This window comes from Pseudomonas sp. NPDC096925, from assembly GCF_044762545.1.
Classification (GTDB): Bacteria; Pseudomonadota; Gammaproteobacteria; order Pseudomonadales; family Pseudomonadaceae; genus Aquipseudomonas.
In genome coordinates this window covers 389,065-409,969 of record NZ_JBIWEM010000002.1, presented here as the reverse complement: position 1 = coordinate 409,969, position 20,905 = coordinate 389,065, and the positions used below count along the sequence as shown (strand labels likewise).

Annotated in this window: 16 protein-coding genes; 11 read left to right on the top strand and 5 right to left on the bottom strand. The window is 63.4% G+C overall.

The genetic code is table 11. The features are described from left to right. Positions 1-187: 187 nt before the first annotated feature. Positions 188-3,676 carry a chromosome segregation protein SMC gene (gene smc / locus ACIQYU_RS07875; RefSeq protein ID WP_402798856.1) on the bottom strand — a complete coding sequence of 1,163 codons (3,489 nt, stop codon included), beginning with the start codon at positions 3,674-3,676 and terminating at the stop codon, positions 188-190. Positions 3,677-3,679: 3 nt separating this feature from the next. Then, on the bottom strand, positions 3,680-4,339 hold the full coding sequence (locus ACIQYU_RS07870) for a GntR family transcriptional regulator (RefSeq protein ID WP_063912777.1): 660 nt from the start codon (positions 4,337-4,339) through the stop codon (positions 3,680-3,682). 267 nt (positions 4,340-4,606) lie between these two features. Between ACIQYU_RS07870 and xdhA the strand changes: the two genes are divergently transcribed. The 4 genes from xdhA to guaD all read left to right on the top strand — a co-directional run bounded on the left by xdhA (position 4,607) and on the right by guaD (position 10,732). Further along, positions 4,607-6,061 (top strand): xanthine dehydrogenase small subunit, encoded by a 1,455-nt coding sequence (gene xdhA, locus ACIQYU_RS07865; RefSeq protein WP_207829995.1) that lies wholly within the window; start codon positions 4,607-4,609, stop codon positions 6,059-6,061. Next, entirely contained in the window at positions 6,054-8,453 is a 2,400-nt protein-coding gene (gene xdhB / locus ACIQYU_RS07860; protein ID WP_207829993.1) for a xanthine dehydrogenase molybdopterin binding subunit, read from the top strand. Before xdhA ends, xdhB begins: the two co-directional genes overlap by 8 nt. 118 nt (positions 8,454-8,571) lie before the next feature. Then, positions 8,572-9,417, top strand: coding sequence for a xanthine dehydrogenase accessory protein XdhC (gene xdhC / locus ACIQYU_RS07855; protein ID WP_063912780.1), 846 nt, complete (start codon positions 8,572-8,574; stop codon positions 9,415-9,417). Positions 9,418-9,427: 10 nt separating this feature from the next. Further along, positions 9,428-10,732, top strand: a complete 1,305-nt coding sequence (gene guaD / locus ACIQYU_RS07850) for a guanine deaminase (RefSeq protein ID WP_233686982.1) — start codon at positions 9,428-9,430, stop codon at positions 10,730-10,732. Here the strand turns inward: guaD and aqpZ are convergent. Next, entirely contained in the window at positions 10,729-11,427 is a 699-nt protein-coding gene (aqpZ, locus tag ACIQYU_RS07845) for an aquaporin Z (protein ID WP_063912782.1), read from the bottom strand. The two genes, guaD and aqpZ, sit on opposite strands and share 4 nt — an antisense overlap. 231 nt (positions 11,428-11,658) lie before the next feature. Further along, on the bottom strand, positions 11,659-12,414 hold the full coding sequence (locus ACIQYU_RS07840) for a GntR family transcriptional regulator (protein WP_207829990.1): 756 nt from the start codon (positions 12,412-12,414) through the stop codon (positions 11,659-11,661). Between the two features lie 282 nt (positions 12,415-12,696). Here ACIQYU_RS07840 and ACIQYU_RS07835 point away from each other — a divergent pair, with 282 nt between their 5' ends. Further along, positions 12,697-14,046 carry an NCS2 family permease gene (locus ACIQYU_RS07835; protein ID WP_402798848.1) on the top strand — a complete coding sequence of 450 codons (1,350 nt, stop codon included), beginning with the start codon at positions 12,697-12,699 and terminating at the stop codon, positions 14,044-14,046. Between the two features lie 199 nt (positions 14,047-14,245). Then, a complete protein-coding gene (locus tag ACIQYU_RS07830) occupies positions 14,246-15,013 on the top strand; it encodes an RHS repeat-associated core domain-containing protein (protein ID WP_207829985.1) in 768 nt (255 codons plus the stop codon). Positions 15,014-15,073: 60 nt separating this feature from the next. Here ACIQYU_RS07830 and uraH read toward each other — a convergent pair whose 3' ends face one another. Next, positions 15,074-15,427: a hydroxyisourate hydrolase gene (uraH, locus tag ACIQYU_RS07825; RefSeq protein ID WP_003259496.1), complete on the bottom strand. Its 354-nt coding sequence runs from the start codon at positions 15,425-15,427 to the stop codon at positions 15,074-15,076. Positions 15,428-15,824: 397 nt separating this feature from the next. Here uraH and puuE point away from each other — a divergent pair, with 397 nt between their 5' ends. The 5 genes from puuE (at position 15,825) to ACIQYU_RS07800 (ending at position 20,773) form a co-directional block, all read left to right on the top strand. After that, the gene (gene puuE / locus ACIQYU_RS07820) at positions 15,825-16,751 is read left to right on the top strand and encodes an allantoinase PuuE (RefSeq protein ID WP_207829982.1); all 927 of its coding nucleotides are present in this window, start codon (positions 15,825-15,827) and stop codon (positions 16,749-16,751) included. Beyond that, entirely contained in the window at positions 16,751-17,266 is a 516-nt protein-coding gene (uraD, locus tag ACIQYU_RS07815) for a 2-oxo-4-hydroxy-4-carboxy-5-ureidoimidazoline decarboxylase (protein ID WP_207829980.1), read from the top strand. The genes puuE and uraD overlap by 1 nt, the downstream gene beginning before the upstream one ends. Positions 17,267-17,315: 49 nt before the next feature. Beyond that, the gene (locus ACIQYU_RS07810; protein ID WP_402798842.1) at positions 17,316-17,819 is read left to right on the top strand and encodes an ureidoglycolate lyase; all 504 of its coding nucleotides are present in this window, start codon (positions 17,316-17,318) and stop codon (positions 17,817-17,819) included. 59 nt (positions 17,820-17,878) lie between these two features. Continuing rightward, complete coding sequence (locus ACIQYU_RS07805; RefSeq protein WP_402798839.1) at positions 17,879-19,207, top strand: urate hydroxylase PuuD; 1,329 nt, start codon at positions 17,879-17,881, stop codon at positions 19,205-19,207. 210 nt (positions 19,208-19,417) lie between these two features. Further along, entirely contained in the window at positions 19,418-20,773 is a 1,356-nt protein-coding gene (locus ACIQYU_RS07800) for a nucleobase:cation symporter-2 family protein (protein WP_207829976.1), read from the top strand. Positions 20,774-20,905: the final 132 nt, after the last annotated feature.

Sequence of the window (20,905 nt, the reverse complement as noted above, 5' to 3'; positions counted from 1 at the left end):
AAAATATGCTTGAAAACAAAGGGTTCAAAGCCCTTTAACACGTGGCGCCAACTCTATGTTCTGACAGGCGTTTTTACCCACGCAAAAAACGAGTGACATTAAGCTAGCACGACCAAAGACAACTTTACACCGTCTGTCGCACATGGCGGGGGCATTTCACTACAGAATGTGCCCTTGTCGTCCAGCATCAGGCGTCGACCATGGCCATAGCCTCCTCCACGTCGACGGCAACCAGCCGTGAACAGCCCGGTTCATGCATGGTCACCCCCATCAATTGATCCGCCATCTCCATGGCAATCTTGTTATGGGTGATGTAGATGAACTGCACGCTTTCACTCATTTCCTTGACCAGGCGGGCATAACGCCCGACGTTGGCATCGTCCAGCGGCGCGTCGACCTCGTCGAGCATGCAGAACGGTGCGGGGTTCAACTTGAAGATGGCAAACACCAGCGCCAATGCGGTCAGTGCCTTCTCGCCGCCGGACAGCAGATGGATGGTGCTGTTCTTCTTGCCCGGTGGTCGCGCCATGATCGTCACCCCTGTATCGAGTAGATCTTCGCCCGTCAGTTCCAGATAAGCGCTGCCACCACCGAAAACTTTTGGGAAAAGTGCCTGTAATCCGGCATTTATCTGATCAAAGGTATCCTTGAAGCGGTTGCGGGTTTCCTTGTCGATCTTGCGAATGACGTTTTCCAGGGTCTCCAGCGCTTCGACCAGGTCGGCGTCCTGGGCGTCCAGGTAACGCTTGCGCTCGGACTGCTGTTCGTACTCTTCGATGGCCGCCAGGTTGATCGCCCCCAGGCGCTGGATACGCACCTCGAGCTGCTCAAGCTCCTGTTCGGTGCCTTGCTCGCTGGCCTCGGCCTCAAGGGTGGCAAGCACGCCTTGCAGGTCGTAGCCATCGGCCAGCAACTGCTCCTGCAAGGTCTTGCGCCGTACATCCAGGCCTTGGCACTCCAGGCGCAGCTGCTCCAGCTGGCCGCGCAGCAGTTGAGCCTGCTGCTCGGCCTGGGTGCGGCGCTTCTCGGCGTCACGCAGTTCGCGGTCGGCCTCATCCATGTGCAGGCGGGCCTGGCGCATTTCCTCGTCGACGCTCATGCGCCGCTCCAGCAGCTCTTCCAGCTTCAGGCGCAGTTCTTCCTGGGGGGCCTCGCCCTCCTCCAGGTTCAGGCTCAGTTGCTCCTGGCGCTCGGTCAGGCGCGCGGCCTGCTGCTCAAGGCGCTCCAGGGCCTGCCGGGTGGAGTCGTGCTGGGCACGCAGCGAGCCCAGGCGCACAGCCAGCTGGTGGGCGTGATCCTTGTGCTGGCGGGCCTCCTGGCGCACGCGATCGAGGCTTTCGCGCAGGGTGTCGCGGCGGGCCATCAACTGCTCGCGCTGCTCGGTGTCCTGGGCCATCAGCTCCAGGGCCTCCTGCAGCAGCAAGCGGGCTTCGCCCAGTTGCTCATGCTCCAAGGCACGCTGCTCTTCCAGTTCGGCCAGCTCTTCCTGCAGGCGCCGGCGGCGCAACTCGACCTGCTCGGCACGCGCACGGCTGGCCGACAGGCTGGCCTTCAGCTCGCCGTGCAGGCGGTTTTCTTCCTGGGTGCGACGGCGCAGCTGTTCACGCTGTTCTTCCAGCTCCAGCTGCTGCCCACGCAGGGCCTGCAGTTGCTGCTCCGACTGCTCCAGCGCCGCTTCCTGCTCCAGTTGCTCCTGGCCCAGGCGCTCGATCTCCTGGCCGCGTGCCAGCACGCCGCCTTCGGCTTCGCCGCCACGGCGCACCCGCAGGAAATGTCGGCCAACCCAGTAGCCATCGCGACTGACCAGGCTCTGGCCTTCGCCGAGCGACGCGCGCTGTGCCAGCGCCTGGGCAAGGCCTTCCACGGGCTTGACCAGGCCCAGCCAGGGCGCCAGGTCGACACGGCCTTCAACCTTTTCCAGCAGGCTGCCGGGCAGCGACGAGCCAGTACCGCTCGCCACCAGCAAGCGCAACTCGCCCTGCTCCAGGCCGGCAAAATCGAGGTTATTGAAGTCGTCCACCAGCACAGCCTGCAGATCGGCACCGAGCACGGTTTCTACCGCAAGCTCCCAGCCCGGCTCTACCCGCAACCCTTCAGCCAGCCGCGGCTGCTGCTCCAGGCCCTGGCCCTGCAGCCAGTCCGCAGCACCTGCACCCGGCTCCAGGGCAGCCTGCTGCAAGGCTTCGAGCGAGGCCAGGCGGCCGCCCAGGCGTTGCAAGTCGCCCTGTGCCTGCTGTTGGGCCTGGGTGGCCTGTTGCAATTGCTCACGCGCGCCTTCCAGGCGCTCGACCACCTGCTCTTCGGACAGCTGCAACTCTTCCAGCAACATTTCGCTGCTGGCCAGCTGCTCGGCCAGTTCGAGCATGGCCGCATCCTGCGGGTCGCTGCCCAGCAGCTCACGCTCTTCTGCCAGCTTGCGCTGGCGCTCGGCCTGGCGCTCCAGGCTGGCTTCCAGCTGCTGCAGGCGCGCCTGCTGCACTTCGGCCTGGCGGCGCGGCTCGGCGGAACGGCTGTTGAAGCTGTCCCACTGCTCCTGCCAGCCGTGCATGCCCAGCTCGGCCTCTTCAAGGGCGGCGGCAGCTTCTTCGGCAGCGGCCAGGGTCATTTCCTGCTCGGGTTCGAGCATGGCCAGCTCTTCGCTCAAGGTAGCCAGCAGGGTACGGTCATGGCCCAGGTGCGATTCGGTCTCCAGGCGCGTGCGCTCGGCCTCCTTGAAGTCATCCTGCAACTGGCGCAGGCGCTGCTGGCCGTGCTGGATGCTCTGCTCGACCCGGGCGATATCACCGGCCACCGAGTAGAAGCGGCCCTGCACCTGGTTGAAGCGCTCGGACAATTCGTGATGGCCATCGCGCAGGCGCTCGATGCTGGCATCGGCATTGCGCTGCTCGGCCACCAGCGCCTCATGGGACACATCCTGGTCGCCGATCACTGCCTCGCGCTGGCGCACCCGCTCGTCCAGGTCGCGCCAGCGCAAGGCCGACAGGCGTGCCTTCAGCTGGCGTTCCTGGGCCTTGTATTCGCGGTACTTCTCGGCCGCCTGGGCCTGGCGGTGCAGGCGCTCCAGCTGGCGCTCCAGCTCTTCGCGCAGGTCGGTCAGGCGCGCCAGGTTTTCCTGGGTGCGGCGGATGCGGTTCTCGGTTTCACGGCGGCGTTCCTTGTACTTGGAAATGCCGGCGGCTTCCTCGATGAAGTTGCGCAGCTCCTCGGGCTTGGCCTCGATCAGCTTGGAGATCATGCCCTGCTCGATGATCGAGTAGCTGCGCGGCCCCAGGCCGGTACCAAGGAAAATGTCGGTGATATCGCGCCGGCGGCACTTGGTACCGTTGAGGTAGTAGCTGTTCTGCCCGTCGCGGGTGACCTTGCGGCGGATCGAGATCTCGGCATAGGCGGCATATTCGCCGACCAGGGTGGTTTCGCTGTTGTCGAACACCAGCTCGATGCTGGCCTGGCTGACCGGCTTGCGGCCACTGGAGCCGTTGAAGATGACATCGGTCATCGACTCGCCGCGCAGGTTCTTTGCCGAACTCTCGCCCATCACCCAGCGCACGGCATCGATGATGTTGGACTTGCCACAGCCGTTGGGGCCGACCACGGCCGCCATGTTGCTGGGGAAGTTGACCGTGGTCGGGTCGACGAACGACTTGAACCCGGCCAGGCGAATGCACTTCAGGCGCATCGGTCAGCCTCGGGCCAACGCCGCCAGCACCAGTTCGCAGCTGCGCTGGCCGTAGGCGGTGAGCACCTCGCGAATGCGCGGCAGGTCACGGGCGACCACTGCGTCGAGCAGGCGGGCGAACAGGTCCAGGTAGTCGATCATGTTGGCCTGGCGCTGGTCCAGCGACAGGTAGTAGGCACGGCTCATGGCCGGCTGCAGGTTTTCCACGGTTTCCTGCAGGAACGGGTTGTCGGCGAACGGATAGGCCGCTCGCATGACTGCAAAGCTGTCGGCGACGAAGGCCTTGATGTCCAGCTGGTCATGGGCCCGCTGCAGGCGCTGCTGGATCTCCAGGAACGGGCGCAGGTCGGCATCGGTGCGCCATTTTTGCGCAACCGCGTTACCCAGCAGGATGTAGAACTCACCCATCAGTGCGCACAGGCTGCGCACACTGCGCTCGTCGAGCACGGTCACGTGGGCACCACGGCGCGGCAGGATTGCCACCAGGTGGCGGCGTTCGAGGATCAGCAGCGCTTCGCGCACCGAGCCGCGGCTGACGTTGAGTGCCTGGGTGACCTTCTGCTCCTGGATACGCTCGCCTGGCGCCAGCTCGCCACGGATGATGCGTTCGGCCAGGTAATCGGCAATCTGCTCGGAGAGGCTGTCCGGGGCCTTGAACGTCATGGTTTTCCTTCAAAATCATTGAACTGGGCACAAGTGGCGGATTGTAGCGTACTTGGCCGGTAATCGCGCAGAGGGGCCTGGCGGTTTATTTGACCTGCAAGGCAGTCACGTGCCCGGCGCGATCTATGCTTGGCATATGGCAATGTGAGCCGTTGGGCAGCGGCACGAGCAATTTCCTGACCTTTGAGTCAGAAAATTATTGACCAGCAGGACAGGTCTTGCTTAGAGTCCGCCCAACAACAATAAAACCATTGCGAGGCCATCCCCGTGATCCAGTTTCTCGTCAACCAGGAATTGCGTAGTGAGCATGCCCTGGACCCGAACATGACGGTGCTGCAGTACCTGCGCGAGCACCTGGGCAAACCTGGCACCAAGGAGGGCTGCGCCAGTGGCGACTGCGGCGCCTGCACCGTGGTGGTCGGCGAGCTGACCCAGGACGACCAGGGCAACGACAGCCTGCGCTACCGCAGCCTCAACTCGTGCCTGACCTTCGTTTCGTCGCTGCACGGCAAGCAACTGATCAGCGTCGAGGGCCTCAAGCACCAGGGCCAGCTGCACAGCGTGCAACAGGCCATGGCCGATTGCCATGGCTCGCAGTGCGGCTTCTGTACCCCCGGCTTCGTCATGTCGCTGTTCGCCCTGCAGAAGAACAGCAACGGCCCCGACCTGCACCAGGCCCAGGAAGCCCTGGCCGGCAACCTGTGCCGCTGCACCGGCTACCGGCCGATCCTCGATGCCGCCGAGCAGAGCTGCCGCCAGCCCTGCCGCGACCAGTTCGACGCCCAGCAGGCGCAGACCATCAGCCGCCTCAAGGCCATTGCGCCAACCCAGACCGGCGAGCTCAACAGCGGCGACAAGCGCTGCCTGGTGCCACTGACCGTGGCCGACCTGGCCGACCTGTACAGCTCGCACCCCGAAGCGCGGCTGCTGGCCGGCGGCACCGACCTGGCCCTGGAAGTCACCCAGTTCCACAAGACCTTGCCGGTGATGATCTACGTCGGCCATGTGGCCGAACTCAAGCGCATCGAGAAAACCGCCAGCCACCTGGAAATCGGCGCCGCCACCCCGCTCACCGACTGCTACGGCGCGCTGAACGAGGAATACCCCGACTTCGGTGCCCTGCTGCACCGTTTCGCCTCGCTGCAGATCCGCAACCAGGGCACCCTGGGCGGCAATATCGGCAACGCCTCGCCGATTGGCGACTCACCACCCCTACTGATTGCCCTGGACGCGCAGATCGTCCTGCGCCAGGGCGAGCGTCAGCGAGTGATGCCACTGGAAGACTACTTCATCGACTACCGCATCACTGCCCGCCAGGACAGCGAGTTCATCGAGAAGATCATCGTGCCGCGCGCCACCAGCGACTGGGCGTTCCGCGCCTATAAGGTGTCCAAGCGACTGGACGATGACATTTCCGCCGTGTGCGGTGCCTTCAACCTCAGCATCGAAGACGGCGTGGTCAGCGGCGTGCGCATTGCCTTCGGCGGCATGGCGGCAATCCCCAAACGGGCCCGTGCCTGCGAAGCGGCGCTGCGCGGCAAGCCATGGAACCAGGCGGCCATCGAGCGCGCCTGCCAGGCCCTGGCCGAAGACTTCACCCCGCTCAGCGACTTCCGCGCCAGCAAGGAATACCGCCTGCTGACCGCGCAGAACCTGCTGCGCAAGTACTTTATCGAACAGCAAACGCCGTACATCGAGACCCGGGTGACCGCTTATGTCTAACCATCACGTAGCCAAGAGCCAGGCCGAGATGGCCGAACTGTTCAGCCAGGACCTGACCACCGGGGTCGGCCGCAGCGTCAAGCACGACAGCGCCGACAAGCATGTGTCCGGCGAGGCGGTGTACATCGACGATCGCCTGGAATTCCCCAACCAGCTGCACGTCTATGCGCGCACCGCCGACCGCGCCCATGCACGCATCCTGCGCATCGACACCACGCCGTGCTATGCCTTCGAGGGCGTGCGCATCGCCATCACCCACGAAGACATTCCCGGCCTCAAGGACATCGGCCCGGTGGTGGCCGGCGACCCGCTGCTGGCCATCGACAAGGTCGAGTTCTTCGGCCAGCCGGTGCTCGCCGTGGCCGCCCGCGACCTCGACACCGCACGCCGTGCGGCCATGGCCGCCATCGTCGAGTATGAAGACCTGGAGCCGGTGCTGGATGTGGTAGAGGCGTTCCGCAAGAAGCACTTCGTGCTCGACAGCCACACCCACCAGCGTGGCGATTCCGCTGCTGCCCTGGCCAGTGCCCCACACCGCATCCAGGGTACCCTGCACATCGGTGGCCAGGAGCACTTCTACCTGGAGACGCAGATTTCCTCGGTGATGCCCACCGAAGACGGCGGCATGATCGTCTACTGCTCCACGCAGAACCCCACCGAAGTGCAGAAACTGGTCGCTGAAGTACTCGACGTGCCAATGAACAAGGTGGTGCTGGACATGCGCCGCATGGGCGGTGGTTTTGGCGGCAAGGAAACCCAGGCCGCCAGCCCGGCGTGCCTGTGCGCCGTGGTGGCGCGCCTGACCGGCCAGCCAACCAAGATGCGCCTGCCACGGGTCGAAGACATGACCATGACCGGCAAGCGCCACCCGTTCTACGTCGAGTACGACGTGGGCTTCGACGATGACGGGCGCCTGCACGGCATCAACTTCGACCTGGCCGGCAACTGCGGCTACTCGCCCGACCTGTCCGGTTCGATCGTCGACCGCGCCATGTTCCACTCCGACAACGCCTACTACCTGGGCGATGCCACCGTGCACGGCCACCGCTGCAAGACCAACACCGCCTCCAACACCGCCTACCGCGGCTTCGGCGGGCCACAGGGGATGGTCGCCATCGAGCAGGTGATGGACCACATCGCCCGCCACCTGGGCCGCGACCCACTGGCGGTGCGCAAGGCCAACTATTACGGCAAGACCGAGCGCAACGTCACCCACTACTACCAGACCGTCGAGCACAACATGCTCGAAGAGATGACCGCCGAGCTGGAGGCCAGCAGCGACTATGCCGAGCGCCGCGAGTCGATCCGCCGCTTCAACGCCAACAGCCCGATCCTGAAGAAGGGCCTGGCGCTGACGCCGGTCAAGTTCGGCATTTCGTTCACCGCCACCTTCCTCAACCAGGCCGGTGCGCTGATCCATATCTACACCGACGGCAGCATTCACCTGAACCACGGTGGCACCGAAATGGGCCAGGGCCTGAACACCAAGGTGGCGCAGGTGGTGGCGCAGATCTTCCAGGTCGATTTCAGCCGCATCCAGATCACCGCCACCAATACCGACAAGGTGCCCAACACCTCGCCGACCGCAGCCTCCAGCGGTGCCGACCTGAACGGCAAGGCGGCGCAGAACGCGGCCGAAATCCTCAAGAAGCGCCTGACCGAGTTCGCTGCGCGGCACTATCAGGTGACCGAGGAAGACGTCGAGTTCCGCAACGGTCATGTGCGCGTGCGCGACCAGATCGTCAGCTTCGAGCAGCTGGTGCAGCAGGCCTACTTCGCCCAGGTGTCACTGTCCAGCACCGGTTTCTACCGCACGCCGAAGATCTACTACGACCGCAGCCAGGCGCGCGGCCGGCCGTTCTATTACTTCGCCTTCGGCGCTGCCTGCGTGGAAGTGCTGGTCGACACCCTGACCGGCGAATACAAGATGCTGCGCGCCGACATCCTGCACGATGTGGGTGATTCGCTGAACCCGGCCATCGACATCGGCCAGGTGGAAGGCGGCTTCATCCAGGGCATGGGCTGGCTGACCACCGAAGAGCTGGTGTGGAATGCCAAGGGCAAGCTGATGACCAACGGCCCGGCCAGCTACAAGATCCCGGCAGTGGCCGACATGCCGCTGGATTTGCGGGTAAAGCTGGTGGAGAACCGCAAGAACCCCGAAGACACCGTGTTCCACTCCAAGGCCGTGGGCGAGCCGCCGTTCATGCTCGGCATCGCCGCCTGGTGCGCGATCAAGGACGCCGTGGCCAGCATCGCCGATTACCGCGTGCAGCCACAGGTGGATGCACCGGCGACGCCGGAGCGGGTGTTGTGGGGGTGCGAGCAGATGCGCAAGGCGGTGGCTGCCGCGCAACCTGCCGAGCCGGAACTGGAAACCGTGTCTCACTGACAATGCAGGGCCCTGTGGGAGCGGGTTTACCCGCGAATGCGATAGTGGCTTCACCGCCGCATTCGCGGGTGAAGCCGCTCCCACAGGGATCGCGACGCAACTATAGAGAGGTTGCATCATGCACCAATGGATCAACGCCCTCGCCGACCACCAGTCCCGTGGCGAAGCTTGCGTGCTCGTTACCATCATCGAGGAACGCGGCTCGACCCCGCGCAATGCCGGCTCGAAAATGGTCGTCAGCGCCAGCGGCCTGTTCGACACCATCGGCGGCGGCCACCTGGAGTACAAGGCCCTGCACATCGCCCGGCAGATGCTCGAAGAGCACCGCACCACCCCGCACCTGGAACGCTTCAGCCTCGGTGCCAGCCTTGGCCAGTGCTGCGGCGGCGTCACTGTGCTGCTGTTCGAACCCATGGCCGCGGTGCAGGCGCAGATCGCCGTGTTCGGCGCGGGCCATGTCGGCCGCGCTCTGGTACCCTTGCTCGCCGCGCTGCCCTGCCGGGTGCGCTGGATCGATTCGCGCGAGCAGGAGTTCCCTGCCCTGATCCCCGACGGGGTGACCAAGGTGGTCAGCGAGGAGCCGGTCGACGAAGTGGCCGAGCTACCGCCAGGCTGCTATTGCATCGTCATGACCCACAACCACCAGCTCGACCTGGAACTGACTGCCGCCATTCTCAAGCGCAACGACTTCACCTGGTTCGGCCTGATCGGCTCGAAGACCAAACGGGTCAAGTTCGAGCACCGCCTGCGCGAGCGCGGCTACGACGATGCGGTGATGGCGCGCATGCGCTGCCCGATGGGCCTGGCCGAGGTCAAGGGCAAGCTGCCCATCGAGATCGCCGTATCCATCGCCGGTGAAATCATCGCCACCTACAACGCCTGCTTCGGCCAGCACGACGCTGCCGCCAATGCCGGCCCCATTGCCCAGTTGCTGCCGCCCTCCCGGCGCAGCCAAGCCATTTGACGAGTGTGTTATGACCGTTACCCGCAAAGCCTACCGTGCCGCCATCCTGCACAGCATCGCCGACCCGGCCGAGGTGGGCCTGGAGGCTTCCCATGAATATTTCGAGGACGGCCTGCTGGTGGTCGACGATGGCCGCATCCGCGCCGTTGGCCACGCTGCCGAACTGCTGCCGACCCTGGACGCCGATATCCCGGTCGAGCACTACCAGAACGCGCTGATCACCCCGGGCTTCATCGACACTCACATCCATTTCCCGCAGACCGGCATGATCGGCTCCTACGGCGAACAGCTGCTGGACTGGCTGAACACCTACACCTTCCCTTGCGAAAAGCAGTTCGCCGACAAGGATCACGCCGACCAGGTGGCGAAGATCTTCCTCAAGGAACTGCTGCGCAATGGCACCACCACCGCCCTGGTGTTCGGCAGCGTGCACCCGGAATCGGTCAATGCCCTGTTCGAAGAGGCCGAGCGCCTGGACCTGCGCCTGATCGCCGGCAAGGTAATGATGGACCGCAACGCTCCGGACTACCTGACCGACACCGCCGAGTCCGGCTATACCGAAAGCAAGGCACTGATCGAACGCTGGCATGGCAAGGGCCGCCTGCACTATGCAGTCACCCCGCGCTTCGCCCCGACCAGTACGCCTGAACAGCTGGCACTGGCGGGCCAACTGCTCAAGGAGCACCCGGGCGTGTACATGCACACGCACCTGTCGGAAAACCTCAAGGAAATCGATTGGGTCAAGTCGCTGTTCCCTGAGCAGAAGGGGTACCTCGACGTATACGACCACTTCGAGCTGCTGGGCGAGCGCTCGGTGTTCGCCCATGGCGTGCACCTGTGCGATGACGAATGCCAGCGCCTGGCCGAAACCGGCTCGGCCGTGGCCTTCTGCCCCACCTCCAACCTGTTCCTCGGCAGCGGCCTGTTCAACCTGCCCCAGGCCGAGCGCTTCAAGGTCAACGTGGGCCTGGGCACAGACGTTGGCGCCGGCACCAGTTTCTCGCTGCTCAACACCCTGAACGAAGCGTACAAGGTGATGCAACTGCAGGGCGCGCGCCTGCACCCTTACAAGTCACTGTACCTGGCCACCCTCGGCGGCGCCCGCGCGCTGCGCCTGGACGACCGCATCGGCAGCCTGCGCCCGGGTAACGATGCCGACTTCGTGGTGCTGGACTACAAGGCCACACCACTGCTGGACTACCGCATCCAGCAGTCCAACAGCATCGAAGAAACCCTGTTCGTGCTCACCACCCTCGGTGACGACCGCACTGTGCGCGAAACCTACGCCGCAGGGCGTTGCGTGCATCAGCGCTAAGGTTCTTTTGCCAGGCCCCGGTACAGCGCGCCGCCGATTGCAGCACCGATCAGCGGCGCCACCCAGAACAGCCACAGCTGTTGCAGGGCCCAGCCACCGACGAACAAGGCCGGCCCCGTGCTACGCGCGGGGTTGACCGAGGTGTTGGTCACCGGGATCGAAATCAGGTGGATCAGGGTCAGGGCCAGGCCGATGGCGATCGGCGCAAAGCCCGCCGGTGCCCGGGCGTCGGTGGCGCCCATGATCACCACCAGGAACATCGCCGTCATCACCACTTCACTGACAAAACCTGCCCCGAGCGTGTAGCCGCCAGGCGAGTGGTCGGCGTAGCCGTTCGAGGCCAATCCCGAAGACAGCTCGAAACCTGCCTTGCCGCTGGCGATGAGGTAGATCACACCCGCCGCCAGGATGGCGCCGATCACCTGGGCGATCACGTAGGGCAGCAGCTCTTTGGCCGGGAAGCGCCCGCCCACCACCAGCCCGAACGACACGGCGGGGTTGAGGTGGCAGCCGGAGATATGGCCAATGGCGAAGGCCATGGTCAGCACGGTGAGGCCAAAGGCGAAGGCGACACCGAGTACACCGATGCCGACGGGGGAACTGGCGGCGAGTACCGCACTGCCACAGCCACCAAGTACCAGCCAGAAGGTGCCGACCAGTTCGGCCCCCATGCGTTTACCGAGGGACATGCTCATGAATCCTTTCCTCAAGAAGTTGAACGCAACGGACGCGCAAGCCCAACTGCTTGATGAAGGTTTGCTCACAAGAATTTAGCAGACGTTTGGTCAACTGCGAGAGATGGCCGTACTGCTTGTGGGAGCGGGTTTACCCGCGAACAAGGCGACACGGTGTAGGCACCGGCTGCGCCGGTGTTCGCGGGTGAACCCGCTCCCACAACGGCGCACTACTTTCACTTCAGCAAACGATCAACCCTTGGCAGAAACCTTGGGCTTTTTCAGCAGATGCGAGAACACCGCATGCAGATCGTCCGAGGCACTCTCCTCGTCCAGGTTCAGCTTGCTGTCGATGTGGTCCATGTGGTGCATCATCAGGCTCACCGCCTGCTCGGCATCGCGCGCCTCGATGGCATCGATCAACTGCATGTGCTCGTCATACGAGCAATGCGAGCGGTTGCCGCTTTCGTACTGGGCAATGATCAGCGAGGTCTGCGACACCAGGCTGCGCTGGAAGCTGACCAGCGGCGCATTACCTGCGGCCTCGGCCAGCTTGAGGTGGAATTCGCCGGAAAGGCGAATGCCCGCACCGCGGTCGCCACGGGAAAAGCTGTCGCGCTCCTCACGCACCATCTGCCGCAGCTCGTTGAGCTGCTCGACGGTAGCGTGCTGCACGGCCAGTTCGGTAATGGCCCGTTCGACCATGCGCCGCGAGAAGAACACCTGGCGAGCCTCTTCCACCGTCGGGCTGGCGACCACCGCGCCGCGGTTCGGCCGCAACAGCACCACGCTTTCGTGGGCCAGGCGCGACAAGGCACGGCGGATGATGGTGCGGCTGACGCCGAAGATCTCGCCCAGCGCTTCCTCGCTCAACTTGGTGCCCGGTGCCAGACGCTGCTCGAGGATCGCCTCGAAAATATGCGCGTAGACGATGTCGTCCTGGGTACCACTGCGGCCAGCCTTGCCGGTACGCGCAGGTTTCTTCAGAGGTTGCAGCTGTTCGTTCATGGGCTCTCGAGGCACGAAGGAAAGTATGGCGCCATTGTACACAGGCTGAGCCGTTTCTGCAGGTGGCCTTTTACCTATATAGCCGTTGTACGACGCATTGCGCACACAAAAGATAAAACAGTATTTGCATTCTTTGTACACAAAAGCATAATCCACCGAGCAACTTCTTGACCCACAAGTCAACAAACAGGTCAGACGTCTGCCTTCCCTCGCGGAGCCGCCAAGTGCATTGCGCAGGCCCCCGGCTCCAGAACAACAAGAAAGACTTGAGGAGTACCCGCTGTGGAAAGCCGCAAATCCGAAGCCCCTACGCTGGATCTCGCTCCACCGCTCGAAACGAGCTGGCTGGAGCGGATTTTCAAACTCAAGCAACACGGCAGCACCGTCAGAACCGAAATGATCGCCGGGGTGACCACCTTCATCACCATGGCCTACATCATCTTTGTCAACCCCAACATCATGGCCGACGCTGGCATCGACCACGGTGCCGCCTTTGTCGCCACCTGCATCGCCGCCGCGCTGGGCTGCCTGTTGATGGGCCTGTACGCCAACTGGCCGGTGGGCCTGGCACCGGGCATGGGGCTTAACGCCTTCTTCACCTACACCGTGGTCGGCACCATGGGCTACAACTGGGAAACGGCACTGGGGGCGGTATTCGTCTCGGGCGTGCTGTTCATGTTCCTGACCTTGTCGAAAGTGCGCGAATGGTTGCTCAACAGCATCCCGGTCAGCCTGCGCCATGCCATGGGGGCCGGCGTCGGATTGTTTCTCGGGCTGATCGGCCTGAAGACGGCAGGCATCATCGTCGACAGTCCGGCCACCCTGATCAAGCTGGGCTCGCTGCATGAGCCGGGGCCGCTGCTGGCGGCCGTGTGCTTCCTGCTGATCGCCATCCTCAGCTACAAGCGGGTATTCGGCGCCATCCTGATCAGCATCATCGGCGTCACCCTGGCCGGCTGGGGCCTGGGCCTGGTGAAATTCGGCGGTGTGATGTCGATGCCGCCGAGCCTGGCACCGACCTGGATGGCCATGGACGTAGCCGGCGTGTTCAACGTCAGCATGATCAGCGTGGTGCTGGCGTTCCTGTTCGTGCACATGTTCGACACCGCTGGCACCCTGATGGGCGTGGCCCAGCGGGCCAACCTGGTGGCGCCGGACGGGCGGATTGAAAACCTGTCGCGGGCGTTGAAGGCGGACAGTGCTTCGAGCGTGTTCGGTGCCGTGGTGGGTGTGCCGCCGGTGACCAGCTATGTGGAAAGTGCTGCGGGTGTAACGGCGGGCGGTCGTACTGGCCTGACTGCAGTGGTGGTCGGCCTGCTGTTCATCGCCGCGATGTTCTTCGCCCCGCTGGCCGGGATGATTCCAGCCTACGCGACGGCCGGCGCGCTTATTTACGTGGCAATGCTGATGATGGGCAGCATGGCGCACATCCACTGGGACGAAGCCACCGACAGCATTCCGGCGATCGTCACGGTAATCATGATGCCGCTGACCTTCTCGGTCGCCGATGGTATTGCCCTGGGCTTCATCAGCTATGTGGCGTTGAAGGCAGGTACCGGCAAGTACAAGGAAATCTCCGCCAGCCTGTGGGTGCTGTGCGCGATCTTCATTGCCAAGTTCGTGTTCCTCTGACCCTCACTGCACCAGACAAGGGCGCTTCGGCGCCCTTTTGTCCTCCCCGGCGCGGCCCCCTGTGGGAGCGGCCTTGCGCAGCCCTTTCGCGACGCAAGGCCGCTCTCACATTGACCGCGTCAGGCTGATATTTCTGTCAGGTGCAAGGTGCGCAGGGGCTTGATACAAATGCTAGCGAATACGAGTGGAGGCTGGCCCAATGCGAGATTCGACAAAGTCCGCCCGCGCCTATGCACCTTTTGGTCACGCTACGCCCGCCAACAACCTGCTGGGTTTCAATGGCGAAATTCAACACGTCATTAGCGGTCTTTACCCGCTGGGTAACGGCCATCGCATGTACAGCCCGACGCTGCAGAGGTTCCACAGCCCTGACACCCAGGCCCCCTTCAACCGAGGCGGGATAAACCACTATGCCTACTGTGGCAACGACCCGGTCAACTGGCGGGACCCAAGCGGGAAATGGCGACAGCTCGTGAAAACTGCACTGAAGATTGCAGTGGGTGGCGGCGCTGCGGCAGCAGGCAAGATGAACGCAGAGTTTGTCGGCGATGTGTACACGACAGGCAAGCATGCACTGACGCGAGGGCCAGTGCCGCAGCACGAGTTCCCCCTGGAACGAACCACCCTCATGCAAAACGCCAATCAGGCTAGACGACCGTTCAACGACTCGGTAAACGGCGTCAACTTCAATCTGGCGACCTGGGGTGATGCCTCGCTGACCGAGCGCCAGGCCCGGTACTACATAGACGGGACCTGGTCGGACCAGAGCAATACCACCCTTTACGGTTACAGCGCTGCAGGCTGGCTCATTGGCTTCGCCAAAACCCGTCAACCCGGCACCTTGACCGGGGCCCTGTTCAATGCTGCAGGCGCGGCCGGCGCAGGCGTCCTGGACCATGTGAGCTACAAGACCGGAAGCATGCTGACACAAGACTTCACGCGACAAACCGCGTCAATCCGACAATAAAAAAAGCCCGCCAGTGTGAGAGCGGGCCAAAGGACCTACGAAGATTCTTCTAGCGACCAACTAGCTTCCACGATAGGTCGAATAGCTGTACGGCGAGATCAGCAGCGGCACGTGGTAGTGCTCCTGCTGCTCGTCGATGCCAAAGCGCAGCACGACAACATCCAGAAACGCCTGGGCCGGCAGTTGCACGCCACGGGCGCGATAGTAGTCGCCAGCACTGAACTGCAGTTGATAAACACCCGTGCGGTAGTCGTCCCCCTGCAGCAGCGGCGCGTCGACGCGGCCATCGCTGTTGGTCAGGGCGGTGTTCACCAGCTCCAGCTGCTGGCCTTCGACACGGTACAGCTCGACCTTGATCGAGCTGCCCGGGCAGCCATGCGCGGCATCCAGTACGTGTGTGGTCAAACGTCCCATTGCTTGTCGCCTCTTGTTCAATCTGTGGGCAAAAAATACACGGCCATCATCACGCCAAAGGGCCTGCGATGTGCGGGAATGCCCCATTAAGACATTCCATCGCAAAATTGTACACAATTTTTTGATCCCTTCTGTCACGACCCAGGTTTCATGCCCATAAACGACCCATCGGTCGTAAATGCAGGCACCTGGCCGACCCCAATGTCATTTGCTGACCAATCAGGCAGGTTTCTTGCACTGTTTTTCCAGGTCGCTGCAAGGCGACAAAAGGGAAGAAATGCGGAAAAACAGGCTTACAAAAGATTTCAGAAGTTGTATACAATCAGCCCATCCGGTGGTGCGACATCCCGACGCGGCCCGCCCACCCCCGCACAAACGCACAAGAAGGAAGACTGCAGTGAGCGCTGACTACCCTCGCGACCTGATCGGTTACGGCAACAACCCTCCTCACCCGCAATGGCCGGGCAACGCTCGCATCGCGCTGTCTTTCGTCCTCAACTACGAGGAAGGTGGCGAACGCAACATCCTGCACGGAGACAAGGAATCCGAAGCATTCCTCTCTGAAATGGTCGCCGCCCAGCCACTGCAGGGCGTGCGCAACATGAGCATGGAATCGCTGTACGAATACGGCAGCCGCGCCGGTGTGTGGCGCCTGCTGAAGCTGTTCAAGGACAGCGGCGTGCCGCTGACCATCTTCGCCGTGGCCATGGCCGCCCAGCGCCACCCCGACGTGATCCGCGCCATGGCCCAGGCCGGCCATGAAATCTGCAGCCACGGCTACCGCTGGATCGACTACCAGTACATGGACGAGGCCCAGGAGCGCGAGCACATGCTCGAAGCCATCCGCATCCTCACCGAAATCACCGGCGAGCGCCCGCTGGGCTGGTACACCGGCCGCACCGGCCCGAACACCCGTCGCCTGGTGATGGAGGAAGGCGGCTTCCTGTACGACAGCGACACCTATGACGACGACCTGCCCTACTGGGAGCCGAACAACCCTACCGGCAAGCCGCACCTGGTGATCCCTTACACCCTGGACACCAACGACATGCGCTTCACCCAGGTACAGGGTTTCAACTGCGGCGAGCAGTTCTTCCAGTACCTGAAGGACGCCTTCGATGTGCTGTACGCCGAAGGCGCCGAGGCACCGAAGATGCTGTCCATCGGCCTGCACTGCCGCCTGGTCGGCCGCCCGGCGCGCCTGGCTGCACTGAAGCGCTTCGTCGATTACGCAAAAAGCCATGACCAGGTCTGGTTCGCCCGTCGCGTGGACATCGCCCGCCACTGGCACGCCACCCACCCGTACAAGAAAGAGAATGCCTGATGACCGCCTTCAACACCCTCAAGCCATCCACCCTGGGCCGTGACGCCTTCGTCAAGGCTTTCGCCGACATCTACGAGCACTCGCCGTGGGTCGCCGAAAGGGCCTATGACCTGGGCCAGCTGGGCGAGCTGGACGAGATCGAGGCGCTGCACCAGCGCATGAGCGACATCCTGCTCAGCGCCAACCACGCCGACCAGCTGGCGCTGATCAACGCTCACCCGGACCTGGCCGGCAAGGCGGCCATCCAGGGCGAGCTGACCGAATCGAGCACCAATGAACAGGCTGGCGCCGGGATCCACCAGTGCACCGCCGAAGAGTTCGCCCGCTTCACCGAACTGAACGATGCCTACAAGGCCAAGTTCCAGTTCCCGTTCATCATGGCGGTCAAGGGCAGCAACCGGCACCAGATCCTCGCCTCCTTCGAAAAACGCATCCACAACGATGCCGATGCCGAATTCAAGGAAGCCCTGGCGCAGATCAACCTGATCGCCCTGTTCCGCCTGTTGCAGCTGTAAGCGACCGCCGAACCTTATTCAGAACACGAACAATAGAAGAGATATCCGCATGCGCACCCTGATGATCGAGCCCCTGACCAAAGAAGCCTTCGCCCCCTTCGGAGACGTGATCGAAACCGACGGCAGCGACCACTTCATGATCAACAACGGCTCGACCATGCGCTTCCACAAGCTCGCCACGGTCGAAGCCGCCGAGCCTGAAGACAAGGCGATCATCAGCATCTTCCGCGCCGACGCGCTGGACATGCCGCTGACCGTGCGCATGCTGGAACGCCATCCGCTGGGCAGCCAGGCTTTCATCCCGCTGCTCGGCAACCCCTTTCTGATCGTGGTCGCGCCCGTTGGCGATGCACCTGTATCAGGCTTGGTCCGCGCCTTCCGCAGCAACGGCAGGCAGGGCGTTAATTACCATCGCGGCGTCTGGCACCACCCGGTGCTGACGATCGAAAAGCGGGATGACTTCCTGGTGGTTGATCGCAGTGGTTCCGGCAACAACTGCGACGAGCATTACTTCACCGAGGAACAGATGCTGATCCTCAATCCCCACCAATAAGAAAAGGTCGGTCATTCAAGGGCATTGCCCGAGCGGGTGACCGGCAAGAGGTACATACTGTGGAAGCACACCTTCACGAATGGCTGAACCTGAGCATTCGCTGGGTTCACATGATCACCGGCGTAGCCTGGATCGGTGCATCGTTCTACTTCGTCTGGCTGGAGAACCACCTGAACCGAAGCAACCCGCGCGATGGGTTGTCGGGTGATCTCTGGGCAATTCACGGCGGTGGTATCTACCACCTGGAGAAATACAAGCTCGCCCCCCCGAAAATGCCCGAGAACCTGCACTGGTTCAAATGGGAAGCCTACTTCACCTGGATGTCCGGTATCGCCCTGCTGTGCGTGGTGTTCTACTGGAACCCGGCCCTGTACCTGCTGGCCCCTGGCAGCACCCTTAGCGGTGCCGAAGGCGTGGCCATCGGTATCGGCTCGCTGATCGCCGGCTGGTTCATCTACGACTTCCTGTGCGACTCGCCCCTGGGCAAGAAGCCAGCGCTGCTCGGTGCCGTACTGTTCGTGCTGATCATCGCCGCATGCTGGGGCTTCAGCCTGGTGTTCAGCGGCCGTGGTGCATACCTGCACACCGGCGCGATCATCGGCACCATCATGGTCGGTAACGTGTTCCGCATCATCATGCCGGCCCAGCGCCAGCTGGTGGCGGCTATCGAGAACAACCAGACGCCCGACCCGGTACTGCCGGCCAAGGGCCTGCTGCGCTCGCGCCACAACAACTACTTCACCCTGCCGGTGCTGTTCATCATGATCAGCAACCACTTCCCGAGCACCTACGGTAGCCAGTACAACTGGCTGATCCTGGCCGGTATCGCTGTAGCCGCGGTCCTGATCCGCCACTACTTCAACACCCGCCACGACAGCAACAAGTACGCCTGGACCCTGCCGGTCGGCGCCCTGGCGATGATCTGCCTGGCCTACGTCACCGGTCCGAAACCGATGGCCGTGAGCCCTGAGCAAGCCGCGGCGAAGATCGAGTACCAGCCACTGCCCGCGACCGCAGTAGGTGGCAAGACCGCTGCCGAGCAACGCGCCGAGGACGCCGCCAAGGCTGCCGCAGCGCCTGCCGCGCCGGCTGCAGCCCCTGCCCAGGCCACGGCCCAGGCTGGCGGCGAGAGCTTCGACAGGATCCACAATGTCATCCAGGAACGCTGCACCGTGTGCCACTCGTCGAAGCCGACCAGCCCACTGTTCAGCGCCGCCCCTGCCGGCGTGATGTTCGACACCCCGCAACAGATCCAGGCCCAGGCCGCGCGCATCCAGGCGCAAGCGGTCGCCAGCCAGATCATGCCGCTGGGCAACATCACCCAGATGACCACCGAAGAGCGCAAGCTCGTCGGCGACTGGATCGCCAAAGGCGCCCCGGTCAACTGAAACACAATGGTCGGGATAACACCGCTCCCTGTGGGAGCGGGTTCACCCGCGAAGAGGCCGGCAATCCCGGCCTCGAACTTGAAGATTCACGCAACAAGCAAGCATCGAGCGTTCAGCGTCAGGCGGGAACCCCAGGCTCTCTTCACCGGGAGCCTGCCGCCTGGCGCTGCCGCTTGGATCCGAGAATAAAAACAAAACTCGAGGTGCTGCATGTCCGAGTCACGCAAGGCGTACATCCCAGTTGCGCCGCCGCGCGAGCCCTTGCCCCTGTTCCAACTGATCCTGGTTGGCCTGCAACACGTTCTGCTGATGTACGGCGGCGCGATCGCCGTGCCGTTGATCATCGGCCAGGCCGCCGGGTTGTCCCGTGAAGAAGTCGCTTTCCTGATCAACGCCGACCTGCTGGTCGCCGGCGTCGCTACCATCATCCAGTCATTCGGCATCGGCCCGGTGGGCATCCGCATGCCGGTGATGATGGGTGCCAGTTTCGCTGCCGTCGGCAGCATGGTGGCCATGGCCGGCATGCCCGGCGTGGGCCTGCAGGGGATCTTCGGCGCGACCATCGCCGCCGGGTTCTTCGGCATGCTGATCGCGCCGTTCATGTCCAAGGTCGTACGCTTCTTCCCGCCACTGGTCACCGGCACGGTGATCACCTCGATTGGCCTGTCGCTGTTCCCGGTGGCAGTCAACTGGGCCGGTGGCGGCCACCAGGCAGACACCTTCGGCTCGCCGATCTACCTGCTGGTGGCCGGCCTGGTGCTGGCGGTAATCCTGCTGATCAACCGTTTCATGCGCGGCTTCTGGGTCAACGTGTCGGTGCTGGTGGGCATGGGCCTGGGCTACATCCTGGCCGGTTCCATCGGCATGGTCGACCTGTCGGGCCTGAACGACGCACCGTGGCTGCAAGTGGTGACCCCATTGCACTTCGGCATGCCGACCTTCAGCCTGGCGCCGATCCTGTCCATGTGCCTGGTGGTGGTGATCATCTTCGTCGAGTCCACCGGCATGTTCCTGGCCCTGGGCAAGGTGACCGATCGCGAAGTGACCCCCGGGATGCTGCGTCGCGGCCTGCTGTGCGATGCCGGTGCGTCGTTCATCGCCGGCTTCTTCAACACCTTCACCCACTCCTCCTTCGCCCAGAACATCGGCCTGGTGCAGATGACCGGGGTGCGCTGCCGCTACGTCACCATCGTGGCCGGTGCGCTGCTGATCCTGCTCAGCCTGCTGCCCAAGGCGGCCTTCCTGATTGCCTCGATCCCGCCTGCGGTACTGGGCGGCGCGTCCATCGCCATGTTCGGCATGGTCACCGCCACCGGGATCAAGATTCTCCAGGAGGCGGACATCGGCGACCGTCGCAACCAGCTGCTGGTTGCGGTGAGCGTCGGCTTCGGGCTGATCCCCGTGGTGCGACCGGAGTTCTTCGCCCAGATGCCCCAGTGGATGGAACCCATCACCCACAGTGGCATCGCCATGGCCACGGTCAGTGCCCTGGTGTTGAACGTACTGTTCAACATCCTCGGTGGCGCCGACCGCGCGGTGCACAACGAAGTCTGTCACCAGCATTGAGCAAAGGGGGCGGCGCGCTGTCGCCCCCGCCTTGACCTCGCCGTAAATGCTTCACCGTCGGCCCGCCGGAATGGGCCGTCCGGGGCGCCTGCGCGCCAAATAAATCCAACAAAAACAATAAGTCCGGGAACC

Excerpts from the sequence above, each read along its gene's own strand:
- aqpZ (WP_063912782.1), bottom strand. The coding sequence starts at position 11,427 with ATGAGCATGTCCCTCGGTAAACGCATGGGGGCCGAACTGGTCGGCACC.
- xdhB (WP_207829993.1), top strand. The coding sequence starts at position 6,054 with ATGTCTAACCATCACGTAGCCAAGAGCCAGGCCGAGATGGCCGAACTG.
- ACIQYU_RS07840 (WP_207829990.1), bottom strand. The coding sequence starts at position 12,414 with ATGAACGAACAGCTGCAACCTCTGAAGAAACCTGCGCGTACCGGCAAG.
- uraD (WP_207829980.1), top strand. The coding sequence starts at position 16,751 with ATGACCGCCTTCAACACCCTCAAGCCATCCACCCTGGGCCGTGACGCC.
- smc (WP_402798856.1), bottom strand. The coding sequence starts at position 3,676 with ATGCGCCTGAAGTGCATTCGCCTGGCCGGGTTCAAGTCGTTCGTCGAC.
- uraH (WP_003259496.1), bottom strand. The coding sequence starts at position 15,427 with ATGGGACGTTTGACCACACACGTACTGGATGCCGCGCATGGCTGCCCG.
- guaD (WP_233686982.1), top strand. The coding sequence starts at position 9,428 with ATGACCGTTACCCGCAAAGCCTACCGTGCCGCCATCCTGCACAGCATC.
- ACIQYU_RS07830 (WP_207829985.1), top strand. The coding sequence starts at position 14,246 with ATGCGAGATTCGACAAAGTCCGCCCGCGCCTATGCACCTTTTGGTCAC.
- xdhC (WP_063912780.1), top strand. The coding sequence starts at position 8,572 with ATGCACCAATGGATCAACGCCCTCGCCGACCACCAGTCCCGTGGCGAA.
- ACIQYU_RS07800 (WP_207829976.1), top strand. The coding sequence starts at position 19,418 with ATGTCCGAGTCACGCAAGGCGTACATCCCAGTTGCGCCGCCGCGCGAG.
- ACIQYU_RS07870 (WP_063912777.1), bottom strand. The coding sequence starts at position 4,339 with ATGACGTTCAAGGCCCCGGACAGCCTCTCCGAGCAGATTGCCGATTAC.
- ACIQYU_RS07810 (WP_402798842.1), top strand. The coding sequence starts at position 17,316 with ATGCGCACCCTGATGATCGAGCCCCTGACCAAAGAAGCCTTCGCCCCC.